This window comes from Sphingobacterium sp. JB170 (genome assembly GCF_900163865.1).
GTDB lineage: Bacteria > Bacteroidota > Bacteroidia > Sphingobacteriales > Sphingobacteriaceae > Sphingobacterium.
Window position 1 is genome coordinate 42,726 of sequence record NZ_FUKU01000057.1, and the last position, 21,872, is coordinate 64,597.

Consider the following 21,872-nt stretch of genomic DNA (forward strand, 5'->3'; position numbering starts at 1 on the left):
AGCAAAAATAGGCGATGTTTTTCTTCCGCGCGAATTAAATTATCGATAGATGCTATTTAAGGGGCGGAAAATGCACGATGCGCCCGCTACAGCGAGCGGGTATAAGCGAAAACATGGATTCAGAAACCAGGAAAATTAAATATATTTGTAGAAACAATCAAAAGTTTATCAAAATGACAAAATTATCCGTCAACATCAATAAAATAGCCACGTTGCGCAATTCTAGAGGTGGGAATGTCCCAAACTTGCTTTCGGTTGCCTTAGACTGTGAAAGATTCGGTGCGCAGGGAATCACTGTGCACCCGCGTCCCGACGAACGACACATTCGCTATCAGGATGTGTACGATCTAAAAGCTGAGATTGCCACCGAGTTTAACATCGAGGGAAACTGCCAAGAGCAAAAATTTATCGACCTAGTTCTTGCTAACAAACCCACCCAAGTCACATTAGTCCCCGATGCACTCGGACAGATTACCTCGAACCACGGCTGGGATACGATCACCAACAAGCGCTATCTCCAAGAGACGGTCAAGCGCTTCAAAGACCAAGGTATTCGTGTCTCGATATTTGTTGACCCGGATGAACAGATGATCGAAGCCGCTGCGGAGACTGGAACCGATCGGGTGGAACTGTACACCGAAAGCTATGCCACAAATTATACGACTGACGCTCAGAAAGCTATTGAACCATACGTCAAGGCCGCGCAAAAAGCGCAGCAGGTCGGATTAGGGCTCAATGCAGGGCACGATCTAGATTTAAATAATTTAAGCTATTTCAGCAAACATATCCCGGGCTTACTAGAAGTCAGTATTGGTCACGCGTTAATTGCTGACGCGCTATACTTAGGGCTCCCAGAAACAATAGAACATTATTTAGCAGCCTTGAGGTCGTAAATAATGATCCACGCCGCTTAAGATAATTCCGTCATATTTAATTAGGGAAGCTACTTTGAGTACGCACGCGGCGCATTAATAAAGCAGGGGCAGAAATCTTTACGAGTTCTGCCCCTTGCTTTATTGATTTATCCACTAAAAGTTATTAGTGGATCCCTTTAAAGATTCTATTCCATCTAATTTTCGAAAGGAATGTACCATCTTTATCCCAGCTCATCCAGGTGAAAAGTGCTTTCCCTACGATATGATCTTCGGGCACAAATCCCCAGCCACGTGAATCCAGGGAGTTGTGACGGTTATCCCCCATCATCCAATAGTAATTCTGTTTGAACGTATATGTTTTAGCTGGCGCACCGTTGATATAATAATCCTCGCCTTTCTTTTCAAAACTGTTGCCTTCGTAATCACGTATCACCCGTCCGTACAATGGAGCCGTAAGTGAATCTAGTGAGATTGTCGCTCCGGCTGCAGGGATTAATATCGGTCCAAAGTTATCGTAGTTCCAATTAAAATGCTTATTGTGTGGATATGTCGTCCCTTGACTCTCTTCCGGGCTAAGTACGCCCGACTCTACACGCTGCACGTTGCTCCAGGAGCGCACAACTTCCGCTTCTTGGGCCGTCATATGTAGCTGATACACGCCTGGTTGTCCTTGTGCATATTCGATACGCATATCTTTCAGTCGCTCTGGGTTCAAACCCGACTGATCGGTGAACACGTAGTAATCCATCTGCATTTCCTCTGGAATCTGAGCTGTCTCGCCGTTTATATATAGTATAGCATTCGCCATCGATACTTTGTCTCCAGGCATACCCACGCAGCGTTTGATATAGTTTTCACGTTTATCTATTGGGCGCGTGGTTATAGTAAACTGATTATTTACCACATCCGCACCGTACTCTCGGACAAGGTCACTATAGGTTTGCTCCTGTGCTTCGAGCGCCACCGTATCACCGGCAGGAAAGTTAAATACAACAACGTCGTTACGTTTGATGTTTTGAAATCCTGGAAGACGCTTGTAAGGAAGTTTAACAATCTCCGAATATGCTTTGCCGCCTGTAATCGGCATGGTATGGTGGGCAAATGGAAAGGCAATGGGTGTCATGGGTACGCGCGGGCCGTAATTCAACTTGCTCACAAACAGAAAATCACCTACAAGCAGGCTTCGCTCCATCGATCCGGTAGGAATCATGTAGGCCTCAATTAAAAAGCCACGTATTAGTGTTGCTGCTACCGTTGCAAAGATGATGGCATCTGCCCACTCGCGCCCCACCGACTTGTGATAAGGATATTTCTTACTAAACTCCTCGGTATTAGCGGGTCCCAAATATTTAACATCTTTATCATGGCCCCAAAGCGGAAGGAAAATAAAAGGCAGGACGATTGCTACGGCTGTTTCCCAAAATCTTCTTTTGCCGAACGATTTTAAAAAATCTAAATACAGACCATAAAATACAAATATGTTGACAATAGGAACGATCAACAGAATTACCCACCATTTGGGGCGACTGGTAAGTTCTGCCATCACATACTCTCGGTAGAATGGGATGATTGCTTCCCAGCCTTGTTTGCCTGCTTTCTTATACAGTAACCACAACCCATATAAGGAGGCGATTGTTGTTACGGTAAAAATGATATACCACATATTATATTATTAGAATGTCAAAAAATTATAAGTCCTTGCTAATTTATTCAAATGCTCACAAGGGAAGCGCTATACATTAAAATCGAAAATATCGGTTACTTGATAAAACCCTTGTTTGCCGACCAACCATTCCGAGGCAACAACCGCACCAAGTGCGAATCCTGCTCGCGAATGCGCGGTATGCTTAAATTCTAACTGATCCACTTCGGAGCTGTACAATACCGTGTGGGTTCCGGGAACCTCCTCTATTCGGTTGCTCTCGATGAGCAGCTCGCTAGCTCCCGGTATGACTTCCGGACCATCGTCAGCGACACTGTTCACCCATTTCTGTTTATTATCGAGCCCTTCGATAATTCCTTCAGCAATGGTTATCGCTGTACCGCTGGGCGCATCAAGTTTATGAATATGATGGATCTCTTCTACTTGAACATCATACTGTTTGTACGGGTTCATCACTTTGGCTAGCAGTTTATTGATATGGAAAAAGATATTCACACCGATACTGAAGTTTGACCCATAAAGCAAAGCATGCCCATCTTGCATACACCTAGCTTTGATGTCTTCGAGCTGGTCGTACCATCCCGTCGTACCCACAACAACAGGAAGATCAGCCTGAAAACACAGGTTAATGTTATCGATTGCCGCCGCCGGTTCACTAAAATCGATCGCCACATCGGCCTGTTGTAGCTGCTGCGCTGTTACGGACTCCCGATTATCCTTATCGATGACAAGAAGAATTTCGTGGCCACGTTTGGTCGCAAACTTTTCAATCAGTTGCCCCATTTTCCCGTATCCTAAAAGCACTATTTTCATAATTATGTCTTGGTTATTGTTAGTTCAAGTTCATCGTTAGCTTAACTCCCGGAGTTACGCCATAGCCGCCAAGAAAACTACGGTTGGCATAACTATTTGAAGGCAGTAAAGTCGGGCTAACTTTCATCGTAATGGCCGTACCTATATCCCATCGATTCTTAAGCATCGAATCGACATAGGCCTCCACCACATTCAACCCCCACCAGCCGGCCGTCACTAATATGGTTAAATCGCGGTTTCGGCGAGCATAATCTTTCTGCTTAACCAGCCCTTCAATGGACCGGTAATTCTGCAAATCGGGATCTTGAAAACCTTCATTATTGTTCTCTACCCGATAGGCCAGCTCATTCAGAAACTTGGTGTAATACCAATGCCAATAATCGAAAACCAGGTAAGCACCCACAAATCCACCATAAATGACAGGCACTTTTACCCACCACAATCCTTTATTGGTGTGCTGTCCCCATCCAGGCAGAATCAACGACCGCTTCCACGCAACACGCGAAAGGCGCTCTATTTCTAGTCGCGCCGAATCCTTTTTTATTCCGTTGTAATAATATTTTTCCTGTTCCTTTTCAGCCGCTACGCGTGCCCTACGCTCCTTACGCGTTTCCTTTACCGTGTCTTGCTCGGCAAGTACGGAGTCGGCTTTAACGGTATCTGCCGCTATACTATCGACTGGGGTGGCAACGGGCTCCATTTGTGCGGTATCGACTTGATCCGGCTGTTGCGCAAGCACCATGCAATGCAGACCGGCAACAAAAAATAGTAACAGTATGTAGCGCATTACCAGTCTAATAACTCTAGGATACGACTAAGGTCATCTTCGCTATCGAATGGAATCTCAATAGCGCCTTTACCTTTGCTATTTTTAAGGCTCAACCTGACGCGCGTTGAAAATCGCGAAGCAAGATCGTCCTCAATCTTCTGATACTGAAAGTCGAGCTGCTTGCCTACAGGGTGTTTCTTAGGCTTACTTTGTTCTTGGATATTACGCACCAGTATTTCGGTCATCCTTACCGAAAGACCTTTATCAATAATCTCCTGAAACACGAACAGCTGCTTATCGATTTCACCGACATTAATCAATGCCCGGGCATGCCCCATCGAAATCTGTCCGTCGCGAATCCCGGCCTGTATGATTGGTGGAAGCTTCAAAAGGCGTAAGTAGTTCGTTACGGTAGAACGGTTTTTGCTGACACGCTCTCCGAGCTGCTCCTGTTTGAGGTTGCACTCTTCAATCATGCGCTGAAAACTCAAAGCGACTTCAATCGCATTTAAGTTTTCGCGTTGTATATTCTCAATTAGCGCCATCTCGAGCATCTGCTGATCGTTCGCCGTACGAACATAGGCAGGCACGTCTTCAATGCCCGCCATCTTGCAGGCACGTAAACGGCGCTCTCCACTAATTAACTGATATTCATTTTTACCGACCTGACGGACAGTGATTGGTTGTATAAGTCCCTGCGTAACGATCGAATCAGCTAGTTCTTGCATAGACTGTTCATCGAAATCCGATCGTGGTTGAAAAGGGTTCACCGCGATTTCGCTGAGCTTAATAAAGTTGATGCTTCCCGCAGCGGTCTTTGTCGTCTCTACTGTTGCAGGCGCTGCCGGCTGCTTACCTTTAGAAACTTCGATATCATCCGACTGTAACAAAGCGCCTAAGCCTTTCCCTAACCCCGTTTTTCTCTGTATTGCCATATTATACTGTTGCTGTTTGCGATTTCTCGATTGCCATGCCATTTTTCTGCAAAATCTCGCGCGCTAGATTCAAGTAATTGATCGCTCCTTTACAGGAAGCATCGTGCATAATTACCGAAATACCAAAGCTTGGCGCTTCACTCAAACGGGTGTTCCGCTGAATGATCGTATCAAAAACGAGATCTGCAAAATGTGTACGTACTTCTTCGACTACTTGATTGGACAGGCGTAGACGCACATCGTACATCGTTAGCAAGATACCCTCGATCTCCAGTGCAGTATTTAATCGCGACTGAACAATCTTTATTGTGTTGAGCAATTTACCTAACCCTTCCAGCGCAAAATATTCACACTGCACCGGAATGATAACCGAATCGGATGCCGTTAGCGCGTTGATGGTAATTAGCCCAAGCGATGGCGAACAGTCGATGATCACAAAGTCATAATCGTCTTTCACCTCGGCTAACATCTTCATCATCTTGAACTCACGTTCTTCCATGTTGATCATCTCGATCTCGGCTCCCACTAGATCAATGTGCGCGGGTAGTAAATCTAAGTTCGGTGTTTCGGTCGGCTGAATCGCATCACGCGGATCTAAATCATTCACCAGACACTCATACACACTGGATTTTATGGCGCGCGGATCAAAGCCAATGCCCGAAGTCGAGTTTGCTTGAGGATCTGCATCAACAAGTAACGTCTTGTGTTCAAGAACAGCTAAACTCGCTGCCAGGTTGATCGACGTTGTTGTTTTACCTACACCACCCTTTTGATTGGCAATTGCTATTATTTTTCCCATGAGCTTGAAATCGTTTCTAAATCTAACTATCAATGATTGCCATCGTCCCCTAAATTAATCCAAAGTTACATTTCCCATTCAAAGGAAATGCTTAAATGATGTTAAATTAGTACTTTTGACAATAAGCCCTTTTATCACCGACTAAGGTTGCTAAGATACAAAAAATAGCATTACCTCTCAATATGCGTGCGTGGGTTTTTAAAGCAAATGACATCAAATGAACTTAATAATTTCTGGCACCAATAGAGAAAAAAGCAACTCTTTAAAAATTGCGAATTACTACTTAGAACAGCTTCATACCAAAGGGGACGATCAATGGGAAATACTTTCACTAAAAGACGTCCCACACATGCTCGCCTTCACGGACTTATACGGCAAGCGTAGCCCGGCTTTCGAGCCAATTCAAGCGCGGATTTCTGAGGCCCGAAAATTCATATTTATTGTCCCAGAATATAACGGTAGCTTCCCCGGTATTTTAAAAACTTTTGTTGACGCGTGCGCTTTCCCGGCATCCTTTTTCCACAAGAAAGCCGCACTTGTCGGTCTTTCCTCGGGGAAATACGGAAATATTCGCGGGATCGACCATTTTACGGGTGTTTGTAACTATATGCGCATGCATGTGTTGCCTTTAAAAATACATTTACCGCAAGTCCAAAATGAATTGGATGCTGCCGGACAACTCCCTGACGAGCTAACCAAAAAGTTTGTCAACGAGCAGATCGACGAAATCATCCGTTTCTAATAATAGGGCACGCATTTAGTTCGTGCCTTCATTTTTATTTCACTGAATCCATACCGGGACCTTTAACGACAAAAATACGCGGACAAACCCCACATTGATTCCGTTAAAAAAACTATTAATTCTACAGAAAATATAGTATTATTTTGCTTAAAAATAAGCAAAATATTCAAGTTAATTTTACTATTAACGTAACGAATGCTTTACCATAACCAAGCGTTATACCCCATAAAAATTGAGCATTTTAATGTCAGTCCAATTATACTCATATTTGTTTTATGCCAAATTCAAACAACCCAAACGAATCTATGAGTGCTGCCGCTCGCATGAGCAAGCAGGTAAAAACATTAGCTATATTATGTATAATACTATTGATTATTATACCCGTAATACTTTACACAAATAAAGCGGTCCTTCGTGAAGGCAAAATGGCGGATACTGCTGGCAAAATAACAAGGGTTCCGACAGATTTCCAGATCCCTAATTTCGAGGATTCACCCGAAGGGAAACTAGCGGCTTACGGCTACGATTTAATTACGCAAACCTACGCTCTTTTAGGTCCGGGCAGCAAGCTTGCGGTCTCGGGCAACAGCCTCTCGTGCACCAGTTGCCATTTAAATGGCGGTACCAAACCCTACGCAGCTCCATATATCGGCCTTACAGGGCTATTCCCGATCTATATTGGCAGAGAAAATAAAATAGAATCGCTAGAAGAGCGCATAAACGGATGTTTTGAGCGCAGCATGAACGGCAAGCCGCTTGAGGTGAACAGCCTAGAAATGCGCGCGATGCTCAGCTACATTAAACACCTCAGCAAAGATGTCCCCGTAGGCACACGTTTAGCCGGTCAAGGTTTCGTGGATTTAAAAGCACCAAACCGCGCTGCAGATTTGGAACACGGCGCGAGCATCTATAAAAATGTTTGTGCGAGCTGCCATGGCGGAGGCGGCGAGGGACTTCGCGGATCTCCCGGAAATAGAGAAGGCGGCTACATCTATCCCCAACTTTGGGGCAGCGATACCTACAACGATGGTGCAGGAATGTCGCGTATCTTAACAGCCGCTAAATTTATCAAAGGGAATATGCCCCTTGGGGTGCGCCACGATGCACCACAACTCAGCGATGAGGAAGCCTACGACGTAGCCGGATACATCAATAGTCATCCGCGCGCCGAAAAAACAGGAAAGCAATTTGATTACCCTGATCTTTCTAAAAAACCGAAGGATGCCCCGTACCCACCCTACAAGGATAACATCACGACCCTCCAGCACAAGTACGGCCCCTTTGACTTTGAATCGTAATACATATTTAGACACATAAACAAAAACAAAATGAAACAAAAAATCATTATCGCTGCATTCATACTATTGGCGAGCATTACCATGCACGCGCAGGCACAAGATCCCGTAGCGAAAAACAAGTCTTATACGGGTGCGCGAGCAACGGGGAACACCTATCATGTAATTTATCAATTGGATTCGGGATCGCCGGAGATTATTAAAAAGGCCATTCGAAATATTAAAAACTTATTAAATGACCCGCGCCTTGAAGGAAAATTAGAAGTCGAACTTGTAGCATTTTCAGACGGAACAGAAGCCTTCCGCAAAGAGAGCGAGTACGAGCAGGGCATTAAAGATCTACTCGATCAAGGCGTGCTGATCGTACAATGCATGAATACCCTGAAAGAGCGCAAGATCGACAAAAGCGAACTCTACGATTTCCTTGCCTATACGCCCTCAGGCAATGGCGAGCTCGTAATTCGCGCTGCACAAGGATGGGCCATCGTTAAACCTTAATCACAAAACATGAAAATCTTAAATAAAACGACCTTATTAAATTTTCTCTTACTGCTAATCTGCACGCCATTAGTACCGCTGAAAGCGCAAGACCCACACCGTTTTGATCCACCATGGAACACGCCTCCTGAATCCACGGTCAACTTCACCATTGCAGGCATAAACAACGTGCCGGACCTCCATGGAGATATTGTAGCCCCACAACTTGTCGTATTTTTTGCAGGCAACCAATTCATGTGTATCGATGAATTGATCGCGGGCTTTAAAAAGGAAAACCCACAAATCGAACGTGTCTTTGTAGAGACGCTCCCTCCTGGCATCTTGGCGCGTCAAATCAAAGGAGGCTCACTTACTATTGGGAATTTACGCATCACACACAAACCCGACATTTTTGCTGCTGGCAAGGGACTTATCTCCTCAATGCGTGATTATTTCAGTCAGACAGAAACCTATACCTATAACGGATTAAGTTTAATGGTCGCCAAGGGAAATCCCAAGAAAGTTACCAAGCTGACCGATCTAGCGGCCAAGAACCTTCGTGTATCGATGCCAAACCCAGCCTGGGAGGGAATAGGCGCACAAATCGAAAGCGCCTATAAAAAAGCGGGGGGAGAGCAGTTACGGCAAACTATTATGGAGCATAAAACGAACGATGGAACAACCTATCTAACGCGCATCCATCACCGTGAAAGCCCTTTACGTGTACTACTCAATGAGAGCGATGTCGCCCCCGTCTGGACCTCCGAAATCGTATATCAAAAACTAATTGGGCATCCTGTTGAGGAGGTTAAAATTGATCCTCAGCAAAATATCCGTGCAGAATATGTGGCCGCTCGAATGAAAGATGCCCCGCGCCCCGAGGCTGCCGATCTATTTATCGCGTATATGGTTTCCGATCAGGCCAAGGCAATCTACCGGAAATATGGATTTCAAACCGAATGAGGCTAGAATGCATTATTTTGACTAATATTGACCATGATAAACGCCGACTTCAAAATAATGGTCTTCATCTCTGCCGCTCGACACCAGAATTTCACACGTGCTGCCAAGGAGTTGAACATATCCCAACCGGCCGTAACCAAGAATATCCAAGAATTGGAATCGCAGGCCGGGGGGAATCTTTTTGAACGGAATGGGCACAGCATTAGCCTGACCAAAGCTGGGAAATTGCTACTTGAGTATGCCTTGAAGATTACCGCAGCGTACGAAGCGTTCAACTGCGAATTGGGCCTCATGAAGGGCGTGCTTACCGGGGAGCTGCGGCTTGGCGCTAGCACGACACTCTCGCACTTCATTCTCCCCGATATATTAGCGGCCTTCCACTTAGCGTACCCCAGTATCAGTATGAATGTACTGCACGGTAATTCACGGAAAATCGAAGATTTGGTGGCAAGGCATGTCATCGATCTTGGGGTCGTGGAAGGCCTCTCCGACAATCCCGCGCTGAAATATGAAATGTTTTTAAAAGATGAAATAGTTCTAGTCACGCGTGCGGGAAACCCGAAGATAAATGCGATCGAGAACAACCCTGCACAGGAACTTTTAAATATCGAGTTTGTACTTCGGGAACAGGGGTCGGGCACGAATGAGATTATCCGTCGCGCAGTCACTCATGCAGGTATTGCCTGGCAGGATCTATATGTCAAAGTACATTTAGCAAGTACCGAAAGCATCAAGCGTTTCTTGCTTGCGACCGACTGCTTTTCTTTTTTGTCCATACACGCTGTTGCCAAAGAAATTCACAACCGTGAACTTGTTTTAGTGGAGGTTAGTAATTTCATTATGGAACGTAACTTTTATTTCGTGCGCCCTCATGGTGTGATTGGCCATCTTCCTGAAGCTTTCCGGCAATTCGCCCTCGAGCGTTTCGCTAAAAACGGCTTTTTCAACCTCTCGTAAGCGACCTAGCGCACGACGGTGATTTGTCAATAAACTTCGTAACAAAATATGTGCTTGCCGACGAGGCCAAGCTTTGTCTATATGGTTATGTCACCGCTTGCCGATCCCCAACCAATTCGCTATCTATTAAAATCACGACGAAAAATAACTACCGCTGATCGGTGATAATATTATTTAAAAGTTGCTCTACATTTTGGCGAAAAGCAACTGCGTTCTCTTTGTATTCCCCTAAAGTGTGTTTGTGTTCTTCATAGTGAAACATGCTCCATTCGCCGTTGTTGTACTCTAAGGCTGTTAAATTCTCAATCCAGTCTCCCGAATTTAGATACACACAGCTTCCTTTTTTCGTTTCTACAGTACGTATTTGCGGCTGGTGAATGTGTCCACAAATCACGTAGTCGTATAAGTTCTCAATTGCAAGGTGTGAAGCTGTCTCCTCGAAATCAGTAATAAAACGGACCGCCTTCTTCACGGAGTTTTTGATTTGCTTAGAAAGCGAATATTTCTCCCGTCCAATGCCTAGAAGCATCCAATTTATAATATTATTCAGCTGAATTAATCGATCATAACCCCAACCACCAAGTTTTGCTAACCATTTCGTATGCTGAATTGAAGCGTCGAACACATCCCCGTGAAAGATCCACACTTTCTTGCCGTTTAATTCCAGTAAAAGTCTATTTGTTAAAGCAATGTTGCCAAACTGCATTTTACCAAATTTACGCAACATCTCATCATGGTTTCCCGTTATGTATGTGACCTCACAATCTTGATAGGCGAGGTCTAAAATATGTTTCAATACACCTAAGTGTGATTCTGGAAAATAACTTTTCCTGAATTGCCAGATATCAATGATATCACCGTTCAAAACCAGCTTTTTTGGATTAATAGATGACAAATATTGCATGAGCTCGCGGGAGCGGCATCCATATGTTCCAAGATGCACGTCTGAGATTACAACTAGTTCAACGTCTCGCTTCATATCGGTTTTTTTCAAAGTACGATAATCTATATTAATACATCATTACTGCATAATTAACAAATTATCAAGTTTTTAATGATCCTTGTATACGGAATATACAAATTAAATTACGGACAATATCACATGATGATTCACGATCTATTGAACACAATTTGCACCATACTTCGAAGAGAAGTACAGACGATAGTACGGGATGCGCTGAGGCTCGCCAATCGAGCATTTTAACGGGCGGCAGACGGCTCAAAGTGCAATGAATCGAAGACCGAAGCCATGACAATAGAGCGGCTAAGGATTCCCCACCACATAACCGAGCATATAATCTTGGAATTTCTCATAGTAAACTTGGAACGAGGTTACTACACCATCTTTTGTAAGCTCAAGGGTAATCACGCCCTGTGGTTTGTAGACAAAAGGCAAGATACGCATGTCATTCAAGAATGAAACGCCTTTGTTACCTTGTAATTTATAGACGGCTTCTTTAGCGCACCAACAAGCGTAAAGCTGTTCAACAGCGCTCTCACCGATGAAGCTTAGCTCCTGCTTAGAGAGAAATTTTTCTTTTATGCGCAGGATTTTATCTTTAATAATCTCCAAATCGATGCCACACGGACCTTGGCTGGAAATGAGCACACCTGCATAATCGTACGAGTGCGTTAACGAAATCTCGAAAGAAAAATCAGGAAGAAAAGGTTTACCATTTTCATCCGAAGGACATGCGATATATCGATCAGTGCGCAGCAGATAGCGAAGAAGCACACGCGTAGCCAGCCAATGCAGCGTACGCTTCCCTTTACGCAGACGTTCAAGTTTGTCAACCTCTGCGGCATTTAGCTGCAAGTTTGCTAGGAGCTGTTCTGCCGTTTCGTCGATTTTCCATATTGCAAACTTCGTTTGCGCATTGAGTTCCCTAAGATATACTAATGCCATAACTAAATGTAAGAAGTTAATAGCGAACTTACAAAATCGTATGATGGGTAGGGTTTACACGCGCCTATCATCCTGTTGGGTATAAATTGATTTTTACGTGGCAGCCAGGGCTACAGCAACAACCACAAAACATTACAATTTAAAATATGAATAACAAGATCCTCTTACCAAACTCCTTATATACAACCAGATGCATATGTAGAAACTTTCGCTTGCCGTGAATGCTGGTTTTTACTGTACCTTGCGGCATATCCAATTGCTCGGCAAGCTCTCTGTATTTGTACCCTTCCAATTATTGCAAAAAAGTTCAGCATTTTCTTTAGGTCATTTATCCGTGGCTCTCGCAAAATCATCTGAAACAAATTTACCGTCTACGGTATTTGAGGAGACCGGCTCTTGGCAATCGCCATTTTTAAAAGAAATACCTGAAAGCTTTCATACGGGGTTCGCTTTTGCATTTTGCGATATTTGTTTTTGTACACGTTCTCCATAATTACATAAAGCCATGCCACCAGTTTTGGGTTTTTAATATCTTTGTCCAGATAACCTAACAAGCGAACCGTAGTCTCTTACACTAGCTGCCGAAGACGATTTTAGGTGCCCCAAATTAAAGTTGTCTGAATAGAAGCAATAGTGTATTTTTGAAATCTTGTTTTAACCAAAAATCAGAACAAGGATTTTGACATCGTAACATGATATTATCAGACAAGAGAATTCTAGAAGAGATTGAAAAAGGATCGATCATTATTGAGCCCTTTGATCGAAAATGTTTAGGTACAAATTCCTACGACGTGCACTTAAGTAAGTACTTAGCGACGTATACAAGCGAGATATTAGATGCGAAGAAACATAATGAGATCGCGCATTTCGAGATACCTGAAGGAGGATATGTATTGCAACCCGGAATGCTATATTTAGGCGTTACCGTCGAATATACGGAAACCCACAGCCACGTCCCTTTTCTGGAGGGTAAGTCCAGCACCGGTCGCCTAGGAATTGATATCCATGCGACAGCCGGTAAAGGTGATGTAGGTTTTTGCAACACATGGACATTAGAAATTTCGGTCGCTCATCCTGTGCGAATTTATGCAGGAATGCCGATTGGTCAGTTGATTTACTTTGTGGTAGAAGGCGATATTGAAACACTCTATAACACCAAAGGCAACGCAAAGTATAACAACAAAACTATCCGTCCGGTCGAAAGTATGATGTGGAAGAATAGTTTCTAACTTTCGTTTTGACTACACGAAACAAGGCGTTAAAGAACAATCTCTAGCGCCTTGTTTATTTTTGAAAATTCTAGTCGTCGCAATTAGCCACCGAACTCCATTAAATAAGACTTTAAGAATTCGTCTAGATCTCCATCTAATACTGCTTGCGTATTAGATGTCTCTTGACTTGTACGTAAGTCTTTGATAAGTTTATAGGGGTGAAGAACATAATTACGGATCTGTGAGCCCCATTCAATCTTTTTCTTTGATCCTTCAATGATGGCCGTCGCTTCGCGGCGCTTACGCATTTCAATTTCATACAATTGGGACTTCAATAAACGCATTGCATTCTCTTTGTTCTGCAGTTGTGAGCGTGATTCTTGGTTTTTGATAATGATTCCGGTAGGCTTGTGATGCAGTCGAACAGCAGTTTCCACTTTATTCACATTTTGCCCGCCAGCTCCTCCCGAACGGAAGGTATCCCATTCCACTTCCGCGTCTTTCACTTCAATTTGAATGTTATCGTCGACAAGGGGGTAGACATAAACTGAGGCGAATGATGTATGCCGCTTTGCATTCGAATCAAATGGAGAAATACGTACTAGCCGATGGACTCCATTCTCGCCTTTAAGATATCCATAAGCGAAATTGCCCGAAATCTGCAGGGTCACCGTTTTAATTCCTGCCACTTCTCCCTCTTGGTAATCCTGCTCTGAGACCTTGCAGCCGTGCTTTTCACCCCACATGATGTACATACGCATGAGCATAGACGCCCAGTCACAGGATTCTGTACCACCTGCGCCCGCAGTAATTTGCAGAATCGCATCCAGTTGGTCCTCCTCGGCCGACAGCATATTTTTGAATTCGAGTTCTTCTACTTCGATTAAAGCTTTTTGATAATGCTCCTCCGCCTCCTGTTGCGTGGCGTCACCAGACTGTACAAATTCATACATCGTTTCAGCATCCTCGACAAGGGACGAAATACGATCGAACTGATCCGTCCAGATCTTTAAATTTTGGATCTCATGTAGCAGTTTTTCGGCACTTTTGGGATCATCCCAAAAGTCAGGTTGCACGCTAATAGCTGTTCGAGACGCTATTTCTTCTTTTTTGACATCGATGTCAAAGATGCCTCCTCAGGGACATAACGCGGTCCCTCAAGTCTTGTAGTTGTTCTTTGGTCATCTCCAAAAGTAAAGATTATCTACTAATATTGAGAGAAAAACCTTCTCGCGATAAAAGTATGTTCTCCACAATCCGGAACAGAGATCATTTGAGTTGCTACTCAGGAGGATTTTGTGTCTGCCGGGGAAATGGTGGCTTAGGGTACAGCTCTTTGGGATTTCCAGGCTTCTTCGTGTCCATATGTTTATATTATAATGGTGGTCATAGAAAATAAGATGACACAAAAACATCTGTCATCTTATTTTGCTAAAAAGATAAATCCATCTCCTAATTTATCGGCGGGGTAGTCGGCATCGGCTGGCCGAGGGTATCGGTGCTGTCACGACGCATGGTATCAAGCGGGTCAACGCCATCAATTGGTTCTTCCATATCATCCATCCGTTCTGTGCCGTTGTTCTCTGGGTTTCCGCAAGCAAAAAACATACAGCAAAAAGTTATCGCTATTGCGTAAAATAATTTTCTTTTCATGGCTCTTCTTTTTAGTTTAAACCTCTATTTATAATAACGTGCCGCAAAAGTTGCCGACGCACACCATATGAACCATTTAACTTCTATTTCGTTTCAAATTTTGTCAAAAAATTTTTTTTATCCTGTTGGTAAATAGGCGGTTTAAACGAATAACGGGTTTTAACAGTGCCTCTAACAGGTATTTTCAAGTAAATTATTCGCTTTAGAGAATGCCCTTTAGAATTTGAACTAATTCTTTCACCAAAAGCAAGTCTGTCGGTCGTAAAATTAAAAGGCATAAAGATTATTCGCTTTTAAACGAGCATCAAATGTCCCAGCATTTTCGGGCGCCGGTATTGGCCTCAGTCTAGTCAGACGCGTCGTAGAGCGCCTAGATGGAACATTAAGGCTAGAAAGCGAGTTTAGGGTCGGAAAACCAATAGTCCTTCTTTTAGCCAACGCGGATTTCGATGTCAATGAGCTCAAATATTAAATTTGTCCTAAAACTGATCGACCGCCATATGGGTTATTTTCACATCGCTTGCTGTGCCCTTCGGAATTGTCCAAGCGAAGTATACCCGATCGTTTACGACTTCCATTTGAGGGAAACCCGTCTTGCGGTCTGCGGACACCGTATCAATTTTAACGGGCCTTCCTTTCATACCGTCTGTCCCTATTTTTTGTGCGTACAGAAAGGTTTCTGTACCCGTTGAGGCCATCCAACTGACAAGCGCTTGTTCAGCGTTCAGGAGCACAAGATCCACTCGACCAATTGGCACACCCTGGCTAACCGAAATAGGCTCGCTAAATGTGGCCCCTGCGTCAGCGGAAAATGACACATTAACCTTTGGTTCACCATTCGCACCGGTGAACCAAGCTACCGCCAAATCGTCCTGGTAAGCGTCAACTTTAGGACCGTTTACCGGACAGCCATTAATTTTCCATCCGTCCAGATGTATTGGCCGGGGTTCCGTCCACTGCTCACCTATTTTACGAGTAATTACGATATCTCGTATGTTATCGATTGTGCAGTCCCGATACAGTACAACGGGACCACTGGCGGTCAATGCTGCGGTGGTTTGACAACAAGTACAAGCCATCTGATCGAGCACAATCTCATTGCTTATTTGTCCTTTTAGATTAATCTCAGCAGCCCGCACATTCATACCGTGCCGACCGTGATGATTATGATTGTGACTATGGTCCTGACCACTCTGCATCATCCTTCCGTCGAGCCAAGTAATGAAAAAGGACGTATCTGTTAAGGCTAGCATTGACACAAACCCATGTTCGGTCGCGGTCTCGTCTGTATTCAACCGTTCAAACGTTCTTACTGGCTTGGTCATATCATGCACGCCGAATTTTATATCATAAGCCATACGATGATCTGCCTCAACATTCTGTAGAAAATGCGCGAGGATATAATCACCATTCACTGCTATTGTAGGATAGTCTGCCCAGTTAACGAACCATTCATCGCTACTGGCGAGGGTTAACGGCGGTTGTAGAACATTATCACTAATTTCTGCGATCTTCAGCTGCGCTTCGCGCTTATTGGATACCGTATCGACCCAACTCATATATAATTTCTCCCCTACAGCGCGAAGGTTAGGAAGTGTAACATTTGGAATGGTCATAAATTCTGCTGGGCTTTCATGAACAGAATTTTTCACTTCGCTATCACTACACGAGGTCAATAACAGTACAGCCGTGTACGTTAAGCAGTATATATGGTTTATTATTTTCATCTTGTTTTTCATTTTTAATATCCTTCTGTTTGCTCCATCCCACTTGCGGAGATCTCAGCGGCAGGGATCGGGTAAATCATTTGTGGAGAAAAGGGTGCGACACTCAAGTTTCTCGTATTTAAGCCTGTGTTCACATGATCCGCATCGGGTCGAATGACCGCCCTACCCGTCCTTAATAAATCGTATATTTCATGTCCTTCTAAAGCAAGCTCTTTGCGCCGTTCATTATAAATACGCGCTAGCAATGCATCCCCAGCTTCGAATGCCTTATCTTTCTGAAAATCACCTGTTCGGTTGGCGATTAAAGCATTCAAATAGACAAGCGCCTGTTTTTCTCCGCCAGCTGCACCGTTGGCACAGGCTTCAGCGGCAATCAGAAAAACCTCAGAAAGACGTATTACCGGGATATTATGTACGCTGAGGCCGGCAGCTCCGCTGCGGTTGACGTATTTAAGGAACGAATGCTTCTGCCCTTCTTTATCCTGAGCCAAGAACGCGGCGCGGGGATCCCCCGAATAGGTTTCCAACAGGTTGACAAAAGTAGTCGTAGCTAACACGTCACCCTGACCACCCCGATTAAAGTCAAATTGCGCGCCTAGACCATTACTACCAGCGGAGTTATCCTCATTTACGCTTAGCTCAAAGATGGACTCGGAATTAAAGTCGCGAAAGTTATAATTCTGCCTCGACATTAACCGTGACTCGGGTAGCACCAAAAATACTTTTTGTGCCTCGGCGAGCGCATTAGCCCAGTCCTGTTTATACAGGTATACACGAGCGCGGAGAGCATAAATAGCGGTCCGATCTATGTATTTGGGATCATCATCGCTGTCCGTTTTAGTCGTAAAAAACGATTCGGCAAGCTGAAAATCGGAGAGTATCTGGTTAAATGTTTGCTCCAGGGTACTCCGATCGGTTACTTCGCTCTGTGGAGCCAGCTTTAGGGGGAGCCCCTGGGAGGCGCCACCATCTTTTATCCAGGGATACGCAAAAGTACGTGCTAAATCAAAATAGACCATGGCGCGCAAGGCATACGCCTGCGCTTTTACTCTTCGGGCAAGCAGCGGGTCACCTTCGGCTTGATCGATATAAGTAACAATGAGGTTGAGATTGCCTATTATCTTGTAGCACTGCTGCCACAAATCTGCCGCGGAACCATTGTTGTTAGCACTCTCTTCGTAGCGGTATTCGATTTGTTCGTAGTTTCGGGGATTATATATAGTCTGTACGAAGCGAAAATCGGGGCTCTTCACCGCAGCTCGCTTTTGTAAAAGGCGTCCCAGGTAGTTTGGCGAAGAGATCTCATTATACGACCCGCTTAACAAGCGATCCAATTTATCGACCGAGCCGGTGACCAAATCCTCCGAAATTACATCGTCCGGCGTTTGGTTCAAAAAATCTTTGTCGCAACTCGTGCTAAGCAAGCTGACAAGTAATATCGTATAAGTAAAAAATCTGTACATAGTCCGTAAGTTCTAATCGGTTAAATACTAAACTGTATCCCTAGCATGAAGCTACGGGCCGTTGGTGTTTGAAATAAATTCACGCCACTTACAACCGCTTCGGGATCATAATCATTAAGTTCCGTCCATAGCAACAAGTTATCCCCCTGCACATAGATTTTGGCTGCGCGCAGGTATCTGTTTGTTGGGATATTATATCCAATGCGTAGATTGCGGAGCTTCAAATAATCACCACTATGGAGGTGGCGCGTGGAGACATCGTTGGAAAAACTGCTGTTACCATTGATGCGTATGGGTACGCTGGCATTGGCATTAAATGGCGTCCATGGATCGAGCTGCGCCTGCGTACTGGTAAACTGCGGATAAAACCCATCGTCATCGCGCTTAAAGGCTGTTCGGTCGTAGGCTTTCGCCCCTATGCCATAGGTAAATAGCACCGAAATATCCCATTTCTTATATCGAAAATCGCTGGAAATCCCCCCGTGTACTTTTTGCAGTGCGCTGCCAAATACGCCAAAACCGGCCTGCTGCGCATCCGTTGTTATCGCCCCGGTACGCTTCCCTTCTTCAAGAACATAGTACTCGGCAAGTCCATTTTTATCACTCACGCCCGCGTATTCGCGCAAATAAAATGAATTAAAGCTCTCGCCTACTTTTGTTATTATTGGATTTTGACCATTGGCAGCATCGTATGTGGGTATAATGTCTGCGCTAAGTTTGGTAATTTCATTGCTTAGCAGTGCCGCTCTCACTCCCACGTTCCAGTGCAAATCAGGGGTGTTAAAGGGCGAGTAGCGAAGCGAGAGTTCCCATCCTTGGTTAACCATTTGTCCATAATTTCGTAACTGGTTGCTAAAACCGGTGGTCAGCGATACGGGCACGTTTAACAGCAAGTCGTCGGTCGTCTTGTGGTAATATTCAGCGGTAAAATCAATTTTTTCACCTATACGCATATCGACCCCGATATTTCCATTCCGGCTTAGCTCCCAAGAAAGATCTGGGTTGGCAATCTGCCCGTAGGATAGCCCAGACTGTTGCGCGTAGCTTTTGCCCGCTGTTGTAAAGAATGCCAGCGAGGCATAATACTCAGATGGTAAATTCCCGTTGGTGCCGTAGCTACCTCTAATCTTCAAGAATGAAATAGGAGAATCCACGAGAAACGGTTCCTGGGAAAGCACCCAGCCCCCTGATACAGACCAAAAAGTTCCCCACCGTGAATTTACGCCAAAACGCGAAGAGCCATCTTTACGCAGACTCGCCGAAAGGTAATAGGTATCCTTAAGTGCATAATTCACTCTACTGAAATACGATAAAAGCGAATAATCTTCGGACTTGCCATTCCAGGACCATAAAGTTCCGATACTGCTCGAGGACAAGAGTTCACTATCAAGGATATCGTATCCCGAATTATTGATCGATTTCATATTCGACTGCTGCGATTCAAAACCAAGCAGGGCGTCAATTTGATGTGCTGCAAAATGTTTCTTGTATACCAGCTGGCTAGAGGAAGTCGTCTGCAGAACCTGCCCCTGGGCAACGTACAGTACACCATTCCACTCCCCACCTCCAGCACCGAACTCTTTATTGTCGTAAAGCGATTCATCTAAACTTTGATGGTCGAGACCAAATGTTGACTTAAATGTAAAATCGTAGGGTAAGGCGAGTTCGAGAAATGCATTTCCGCGCAGACGCACGTCTTTGTTTAGGTACTCCCCAACCTGAATCACGCCGATCGGGTTTGCATTTTTTTCTATCTGATTGGGTAGATCGGCAATACCCATGTATCCATTTTCATCCCAGATCGGTGCCGCTTGTGGAAGTACCCGGGCCATATATAGCGGATTGAGCCCGCCTACATAATCGCCATCATACTGTCCCGAATTTCGCTTGGAACTAGCCACCGAGAGATTGGCCCCGATCGAAAGCCACGTTTTCGCCTGATTCTGCAAATTAAGACGTGCCGACTTACGATCCAGATCGGCACGGATTAGTGTACCTTTTTGGTTTAGATAGTCGCCCGAGAGATAAAACTTGGAGAATTCCCCGCCACCACTAGCGGACATGGAATAACGCTGGTTCACACCCGTACGGTAAATAGCATCGAGCCAATCGGAGTTTACAAGTTCCGAGCCGTAAACCGCGCGGTAATCTTTTTGCGCTTTGGCTTGGTACTGCCCGTACAAAGCTGGGTCATTGTATACCCTAAAGTACTCTGCATTTTGTTCGTTCTGAATATAACTGTTGAGCTGGCCCATCTCCCACAGGTCTTTAAACGCTTCGTTGGTGATGGTCTTCTCACCGGTGAGGTTGCTCAATACGCCTGTTTGAGCGGTAAAATCAAGCTGCGTTTCGCCTCGCTGTCCCTGCTTTGTCGTGATCACGATCACACCATTCCCCGCGCGCGAGCCGTACAGGGATGCCGCAGCGGCATCCTTGAGAACCGTAACACTTTCAATATCAGCAGGATTAATCGAAACAAGAGGATTGACATTGGTCACCGCACCATTGCCTCCAATTCGCGAGTTGTTATCTGCATTCATGACGATGCCGTCAAGTACATATAACGGTTCACGCAAACCACTGATCGATCCCACTCCTCGTATCTGCACGTTAGAAGCACCGCCAGGTTGTCCAGTTGTATAGATGTTTACACCTGAGGCGTTCCCCTGTAGCGCCGTTTCAAAGCTCGCGGCGGCCGTTTTGCTTAGCGCTTCGCTGCGCAAGTGTTGCATCGATCCGGTAAATGCTCTGCGCGAAGATGCGCCGTAAGCGGTAATAACGAGCTCATCGAGCTGGTTGGCTTGTTGGTACAATATCACACGCATAAATTCTTGATCATCTACGGTAAATTCTTGAGACTTGTACCCTAGGCTGGACACCAGCAGCGTCTCACCGGGTTTGCTTGGTATGAAATAACGCCCCTGCGCATCGGTTTGCCAGCTGGCCAATGGGTTATTCTTACTTTGTATCGTTGCACCACCTATCGGAATACCACCGTTATCCTGTACAACTCCCCTTAGCCCTGTCTGTTGAGCTAATGCTGTATTTCTAATCAGAAATAGGGTTACCAGCATCATTATCGTGCCTGTAGCACCATAACGTTTATAAAACGCCTGCATAAATTCAGATTTATGTATCCTTAGTAGCCGGCCAATGATAAAATAAATTCAGCGCGAGTGTGCTAAGGAGATACCTGTATAAAAAAGTTTAACATAGTAATGGATCATCGTCAATCAGCCCCGCGAGCGAGAACCAATTATGTCCTAAAGAAGAATGTTATGCAGCCCTAGGGGGCATATAAGTAGTTGAGTGGAAATTAAACTTGTAATTGGAACTGAGGTAACCAAGGGTGTGACCTTCGACCATTAGGGGGCAAACGAAGTTTAACGACAAACAATCAATCCAATCGATTTGCAAAATACTGTAATCGACAAAATTTGTTGACCCATGATCAGATTTTTCTTTCGCTCTCGCTTCGGCCATCTTTTGGGCAAGATAACATTTACCGTCACAGTGCAACATCGGTTTATCTTTGTTGACACAGAAGTACTCGGTAATCTGCTGAATGTTCGTAAGATAAAAGAAAACAGGGATGAATGGTTTACTGAGAACAACCATTGCCAT

At 44.7% G+C, this 21,872-nt stretch carries 20 protein-coding genes; 7 read left to right on the forward strand and 13 right to left on the reverse strand.

Annotated features, from left to right (window positions below; translation table 11 throughout):
* Window positions 1-173 precede the first annotated feature (173 nt).
* The gene (locus tag FM107_RS14515; protein WP_086949394.1) at window positions 174-893 is read left to right on the forward strand and encodes a pyridoxine 5'-phosphate synthase; all 720 of its coding nucleotides are present in this window, start codon (window positions 174-176) and stop codon (window positions 891-893) included.
* Window positions 894-1,038: 145 nt separating this feature from the next.
* Here FM107_RS14515 and lepB read toward each other — a convergent pair whose 3' ends face one another.
* The 5 genes from lepB to FM107_RS14540 form a co-directional block, all read right to left on the reverse strand.
* A complete protein-coding gene (gene lepB / locus FM107_RS14520) occupies window positions 1,039-2,538 on the reverse strand; it encodes a signal peptidase I (RefSeq protein ID WP_086949207.1) in 1,500 nt (499 codons plus the stop codon).
* Window positions 2,539-2,607: 69 nt separating this feature from the next.
* Complete coding sequence (dapB, locus tag FM107_RS14525) at window positions 2,608-3,351, reverse strand: 4-hydroxy-tetrahydrodipicolinate reductase (protein WP_086949208.1); 744 nt, start codon at window positions 3,349-3,351, stop codon at window positions 2,608-2,610.
* 19 nt (window positions 3,352-3,370) lie between these two features.
* A complete protein-coding gene (locus FM107_RS14530; protein ID WP_143559500.1) occupies window positions 3,371-4,138 on the reverse strand; it encodes a DUF5683 domain-containing protein in 768 nt (255 codons plus the stop codon).
* Window positions 4,138-5,055, reverse strand: coding sequence for a ParB/RepB/Spo0J family partition protein (locus FM107_RS14535; protein ID WP_086949395.1), 918 nt, complete (start codon window positions 5,053-5,055; stop codon window positions 4,138-4,140). Before FM107_RS14535 ends, FM107_RS14530 begins: the two co-directional genes overlap by 1 nt.
* 1 nt (window position 5,056) lies before the next feature.
* The gene (locus FM107_RS14540; RefSeq protein ID WP_086949210.1) at window positions 5,057-5,854 is read right to left on the reverse strand and encodes a ParA family protein; all 798 of its coding nucleotides are present in this window, start codon (window positions 5,852-5,854) and stop codon (window positions 5,057-5,059) included.
* Between the two features lie 217 nt (window positions 5,855-6,071).
* Here FM107_RS14540 and FM107_RS14545 point away from each other — a divergent pair, with 217 nt between their 5' ends.
* The 5 genes from FM107_RS14545 to FM107_RS14565 all read left to right on the forward strand — a co-directional run bounded on the left by FM107_RS14545 (window position 6,072) and on the right by FM107_RS14565 (window position 10,288).
* Entirely contained in the window at window positions 6,072-6,596 is a 525-nt protein-coding gene (locus FM107_RS14545; protein WP_086949211.1) for an NADPH-dependent FMN reductase, read from the forward strand.
* 275 nt (window positions 6,597-6,871) lie between these two features.
* Window positions 6,872-7,894 (forward strand): c-type cytochrome, encoded by a 1,023-nt coding sequence (locus FM107_RS14550; RefSeq protein WP_256959557.1) that lies wholly within the window; start codon window positions 6,872-6,874, stop codon window positions 7,892-7,894.
* Window positions 7,895-7,924: 30 nt separating this feature from the next.
* A complete protein-coding gene (locus FM107_RS14555; protein WP_086949212.1) occupies window positions 7,925-8,389 on the forward strand; it encodes a DsrE family protein in 465 nt (154 codons plus the stop codon).
* A gap of 9 nt (window positions 8,390-8,398) precedes the next feature.
* The gene (locus FM107_RS14560; protein WP_086949213.1) at window positions 8,399-9,331 is read left to right on the forward strand and encodes a substrate-binding domain-containing protein; all 933 of its coding nucleotides are present in this window, start codon (window positions 8,399-8,401) and stop codon (window positions 9,329-9,331) included.
* A gap of 33 nt (window positions 9,332-9,364) precedes the next feature.
* A complete protein-coding gene (locus FM107_RS14565; RefSeq protein WP_086949214.1) occupies window positions 9,365-10,288 on the forward strand; it encodes a LysR substrate-binding domain-containing protein in 924 nt (307 codons plus the stop codon).
* A gap of 148 nt (window positions 10,289-10,436) precedes the next feature.
* Here the strand turns inward: FM107_RS14565 and FM107_RS14570 are convergent, their stop codons facing one another.
* Both FM107_RS14570 and FM107_RS14575 read right to left on the reverse strand, forming a co-directional pair.
* Window positions 10,437-11,267: a UDP-2,3-diacylglucosamine diphosphatase gene (locus FM107_RS14570; RefSeq protein WP_086949215.1), complete on the reverse strand. Its 831-nt coding sequence runs from the start codon at window positions 11,265-11,267 to the stop codon at window positions 10,437-10,439.
* Window positions 11,268-11,552: 285 nt separating this feature from the next.
* Window positions 11,553-12,194 (reverse strand): 4'-phosphopantetheinyl transferase superfamily protein, encoded by a 642-nt coding sequence (locus tag FM107_RS14575; RefSeq protein WP_086949216.1) that lies wholly within the window; start codon window positions 12,192-12,194, stop codon window positions 11,553-11,555.
* 692 nt (window positions 12,195-12,886) lie between these two features.
* On the opposite strand from FM107_RS14575, the gene dcd reads away from it, so the two are divergent.
* Entirely contained in the window at window positions 12,887-13,423 is a 537-nt protein-coding gene (dcd, locus tag FM107_RS14585; protein ID WP_086949218.1) for a dCTP deaminase, read from the forward strand.
* An 83-nt stretch (window positions 13,424-13,506) separates the two neighbouring features.
* On the opposite strand, the gene prfB is transcribed toward dcd, so the two are convergent.
* From prfB to FM107_RS14615, 6 genes are all read right to left on the reverse strand, one after another.
* A protein-coding gene (gene prfB / locus FM107_RS14590) for a peptide chain release factor 2 (RefSeq protein WP_143559501.1) occupies window positions 13,507-14,590 on the reverse strand; the annotation gives its coding sequence in 2 pieces (ribosomal slippage) (window positions 13,507-14,529 and window positions 14,531-14,590; 1,083 coding nt in all).
* A gap of 267 nt (window positions 14,591-14,857) precedes the next feature.
* Entirely contained in the window at window positions 14,858-15,058 is a 201-nt protein-coding gene (locus FM107_RS19400; protein ID WP_143559502.1) for a hypothetical protein, read from the reverse strand.
* Between the two features lie 479 nt (window positions 15,059-15,537).
* Entirely contained in the window at window positions 15,538-16,785 is a 1,248-nt protein-coding gene (locus FM107_RS14600; RefSeq protein ID WP_143559503.1) for a hypothetical protein, read from the reverse strand.
* 14 nt (window positions 16,786-16,799) lie between these two features.
* Window positions 16,800-18,248, reverse strand: a complete 1,449-nt coding sequence (locus FM107_RS14605) for a RagB/SusD family nutrient uptake outer membrane protein (RefSeq protein ID WP_086949221.1) — start codon at window positions 18,246-18,248, stop codon at window positions 16,800-16,802.
* 20 nt (window positions 18,249-18,268) lie between these two features.
* Window positions 18,269-21,367, reverse strand: coding sequence for a SusC/RagA family TonB-linked outer membrane protein (locus tag FM107_RS14610; protein WP_086949222.1), 3,099 nt, complete (start codon window positions 21,365-21,367; stop codon window positions 18,269-18,271).
* A gap of 157 nt (window positions 21,368-21,524) precedes the next feature.
* The gene (locus FM107_RS14615; protein WP_143559504.1) at window positions 21,525-21,872 is read right to left on the reverse strand and encodes a hypothetical protein; all 348 of its coding nucleotides are present in this window, start codon (window positions 21,870-21,872) and stop codon (window positions 21,525-21,527) included.

Coding starts and splice junctions, on each gene's coding strand:
- FM107_RS14515 (WP_086949394.1), top strand. CDS start 174: ATGACAAAATTATCCGTCAACATCAATAAAATAGCCACGTTGCGCAAT.
- lepB (WP_086949207.1), bottom strand. CDS start 2,538: ATGTGGTATATCATTTTTACCGTAACAACAATCGCCTCCTTATATGGG.
- dapB (WP_086949208.1), bottom strand. CDS start 3,351: ATGAAAATAGTGCTTTTAGGATACGGGAAAATGGGGCAACTGATTGAA.
- FM107_RS14530 (WP_143559500.1), bottom strand. CDS start 4,138: ATGCGCTACATACTGTTACTATTTTTTGTTGCCGGTCTGCATTGCATG.
- FM107_RS14535 (WP_086949395.1), bottom strand. CDS start 5,055: ATGGCAATACAGAGAAAAACGGGGTTAGGGAAAGGCTTAGGCGCTTTG.
- FM107_RS14540 (WP_086949210.1), bottom strand. CDS start 5,854: ATGGGAAAAATAATAGCAATTGCCAATCAAAAGGGTGGTGTAGGTAAA.
- FM107_RS14545 (WP_086949211.1), top strand. CDS start 6,072: ATGAACTTAATAATTTCTGGCACCAATAGAGAAAAAAGCAACTCTTTA.
- FM107_RS14550 (WP_256959557.1), top strand. CDS start 6,872: ATGCCAAATTCAAACAACCCAAACGAATCTATGAGTGCTGCCGCTCGC.
- FM107_RS14555 (WP_086949212.1), top strand. CDS start 7,925: ATGAAACAAAAAATCATTATCGCTGCATTCATACTATTGGCGAGCATT.
- FM107_RS14560 (WP_086949213.1), top strand. CDS start 8,399: ATGAAAATCTTAAATAAAACGACCTTATTAAATTTTCTCTTACTGCTA.
- FM107_RS14565 (WP_086949214.1), top strand. CDS start 9,365: ATGATAAACGCCGACTTCAAAATAATGGTCTTCATCTCTGCCGCTCGA.
- FM107_RS14570 (WP_086949215.1), bottom strand. CDS start 11,267: ATGAAGCGAGACGTTGAACTAGTTGTAATCTCAGACGTGCATCTTGGA.
- FM107_RS14575 (WP_086949216.1), bottom strand. CDS start 12,194: ATGGCATTAGTATATCTTAGGGAACTCAATGCGCAAACGAAGTTTGCA.
- dcd (WP_086949218.1), top strand. CDS start 12,887: ATGATATTATCAGACAAGAGAATTCTAGAAGAGATTGAAAAAGGATCG.
- FM107_RS19400 (WP_143559502.1), bottom strand. CDS start 15,058: ATGAAAAGAAAATTATTTTACGCAATAGCGATAACTTTTTGCTGTATG.
- FM107_RS14600 (WP_143559503.1), bottom strand. CDS start 16,785: ATGAAAATAATAAACCATATATACTGCTTAACGTACACGGCTGTACTG.
- FM107_RS14605 (WP_086949221.1), bottom strand. CDS start 18,248: ATGTACAGATTTTTTACTTATACGATATTACTTGTCAGCTTGCTTAGC.
- FM107_RS14610 (WP_086949222.1), bottom strand. CDS start 21,367: ATGCAGGCGTTTTATAAACGTTATGGTGCTACAGGCACGATAATGATG.
- FM107_RS14615 (WP_143559504.1), bottom strand. CDS start 21,872: ATGGCAATGGTTGTTCTCAGTAAACCATTCATCCCTGTTTTCTTTTAT.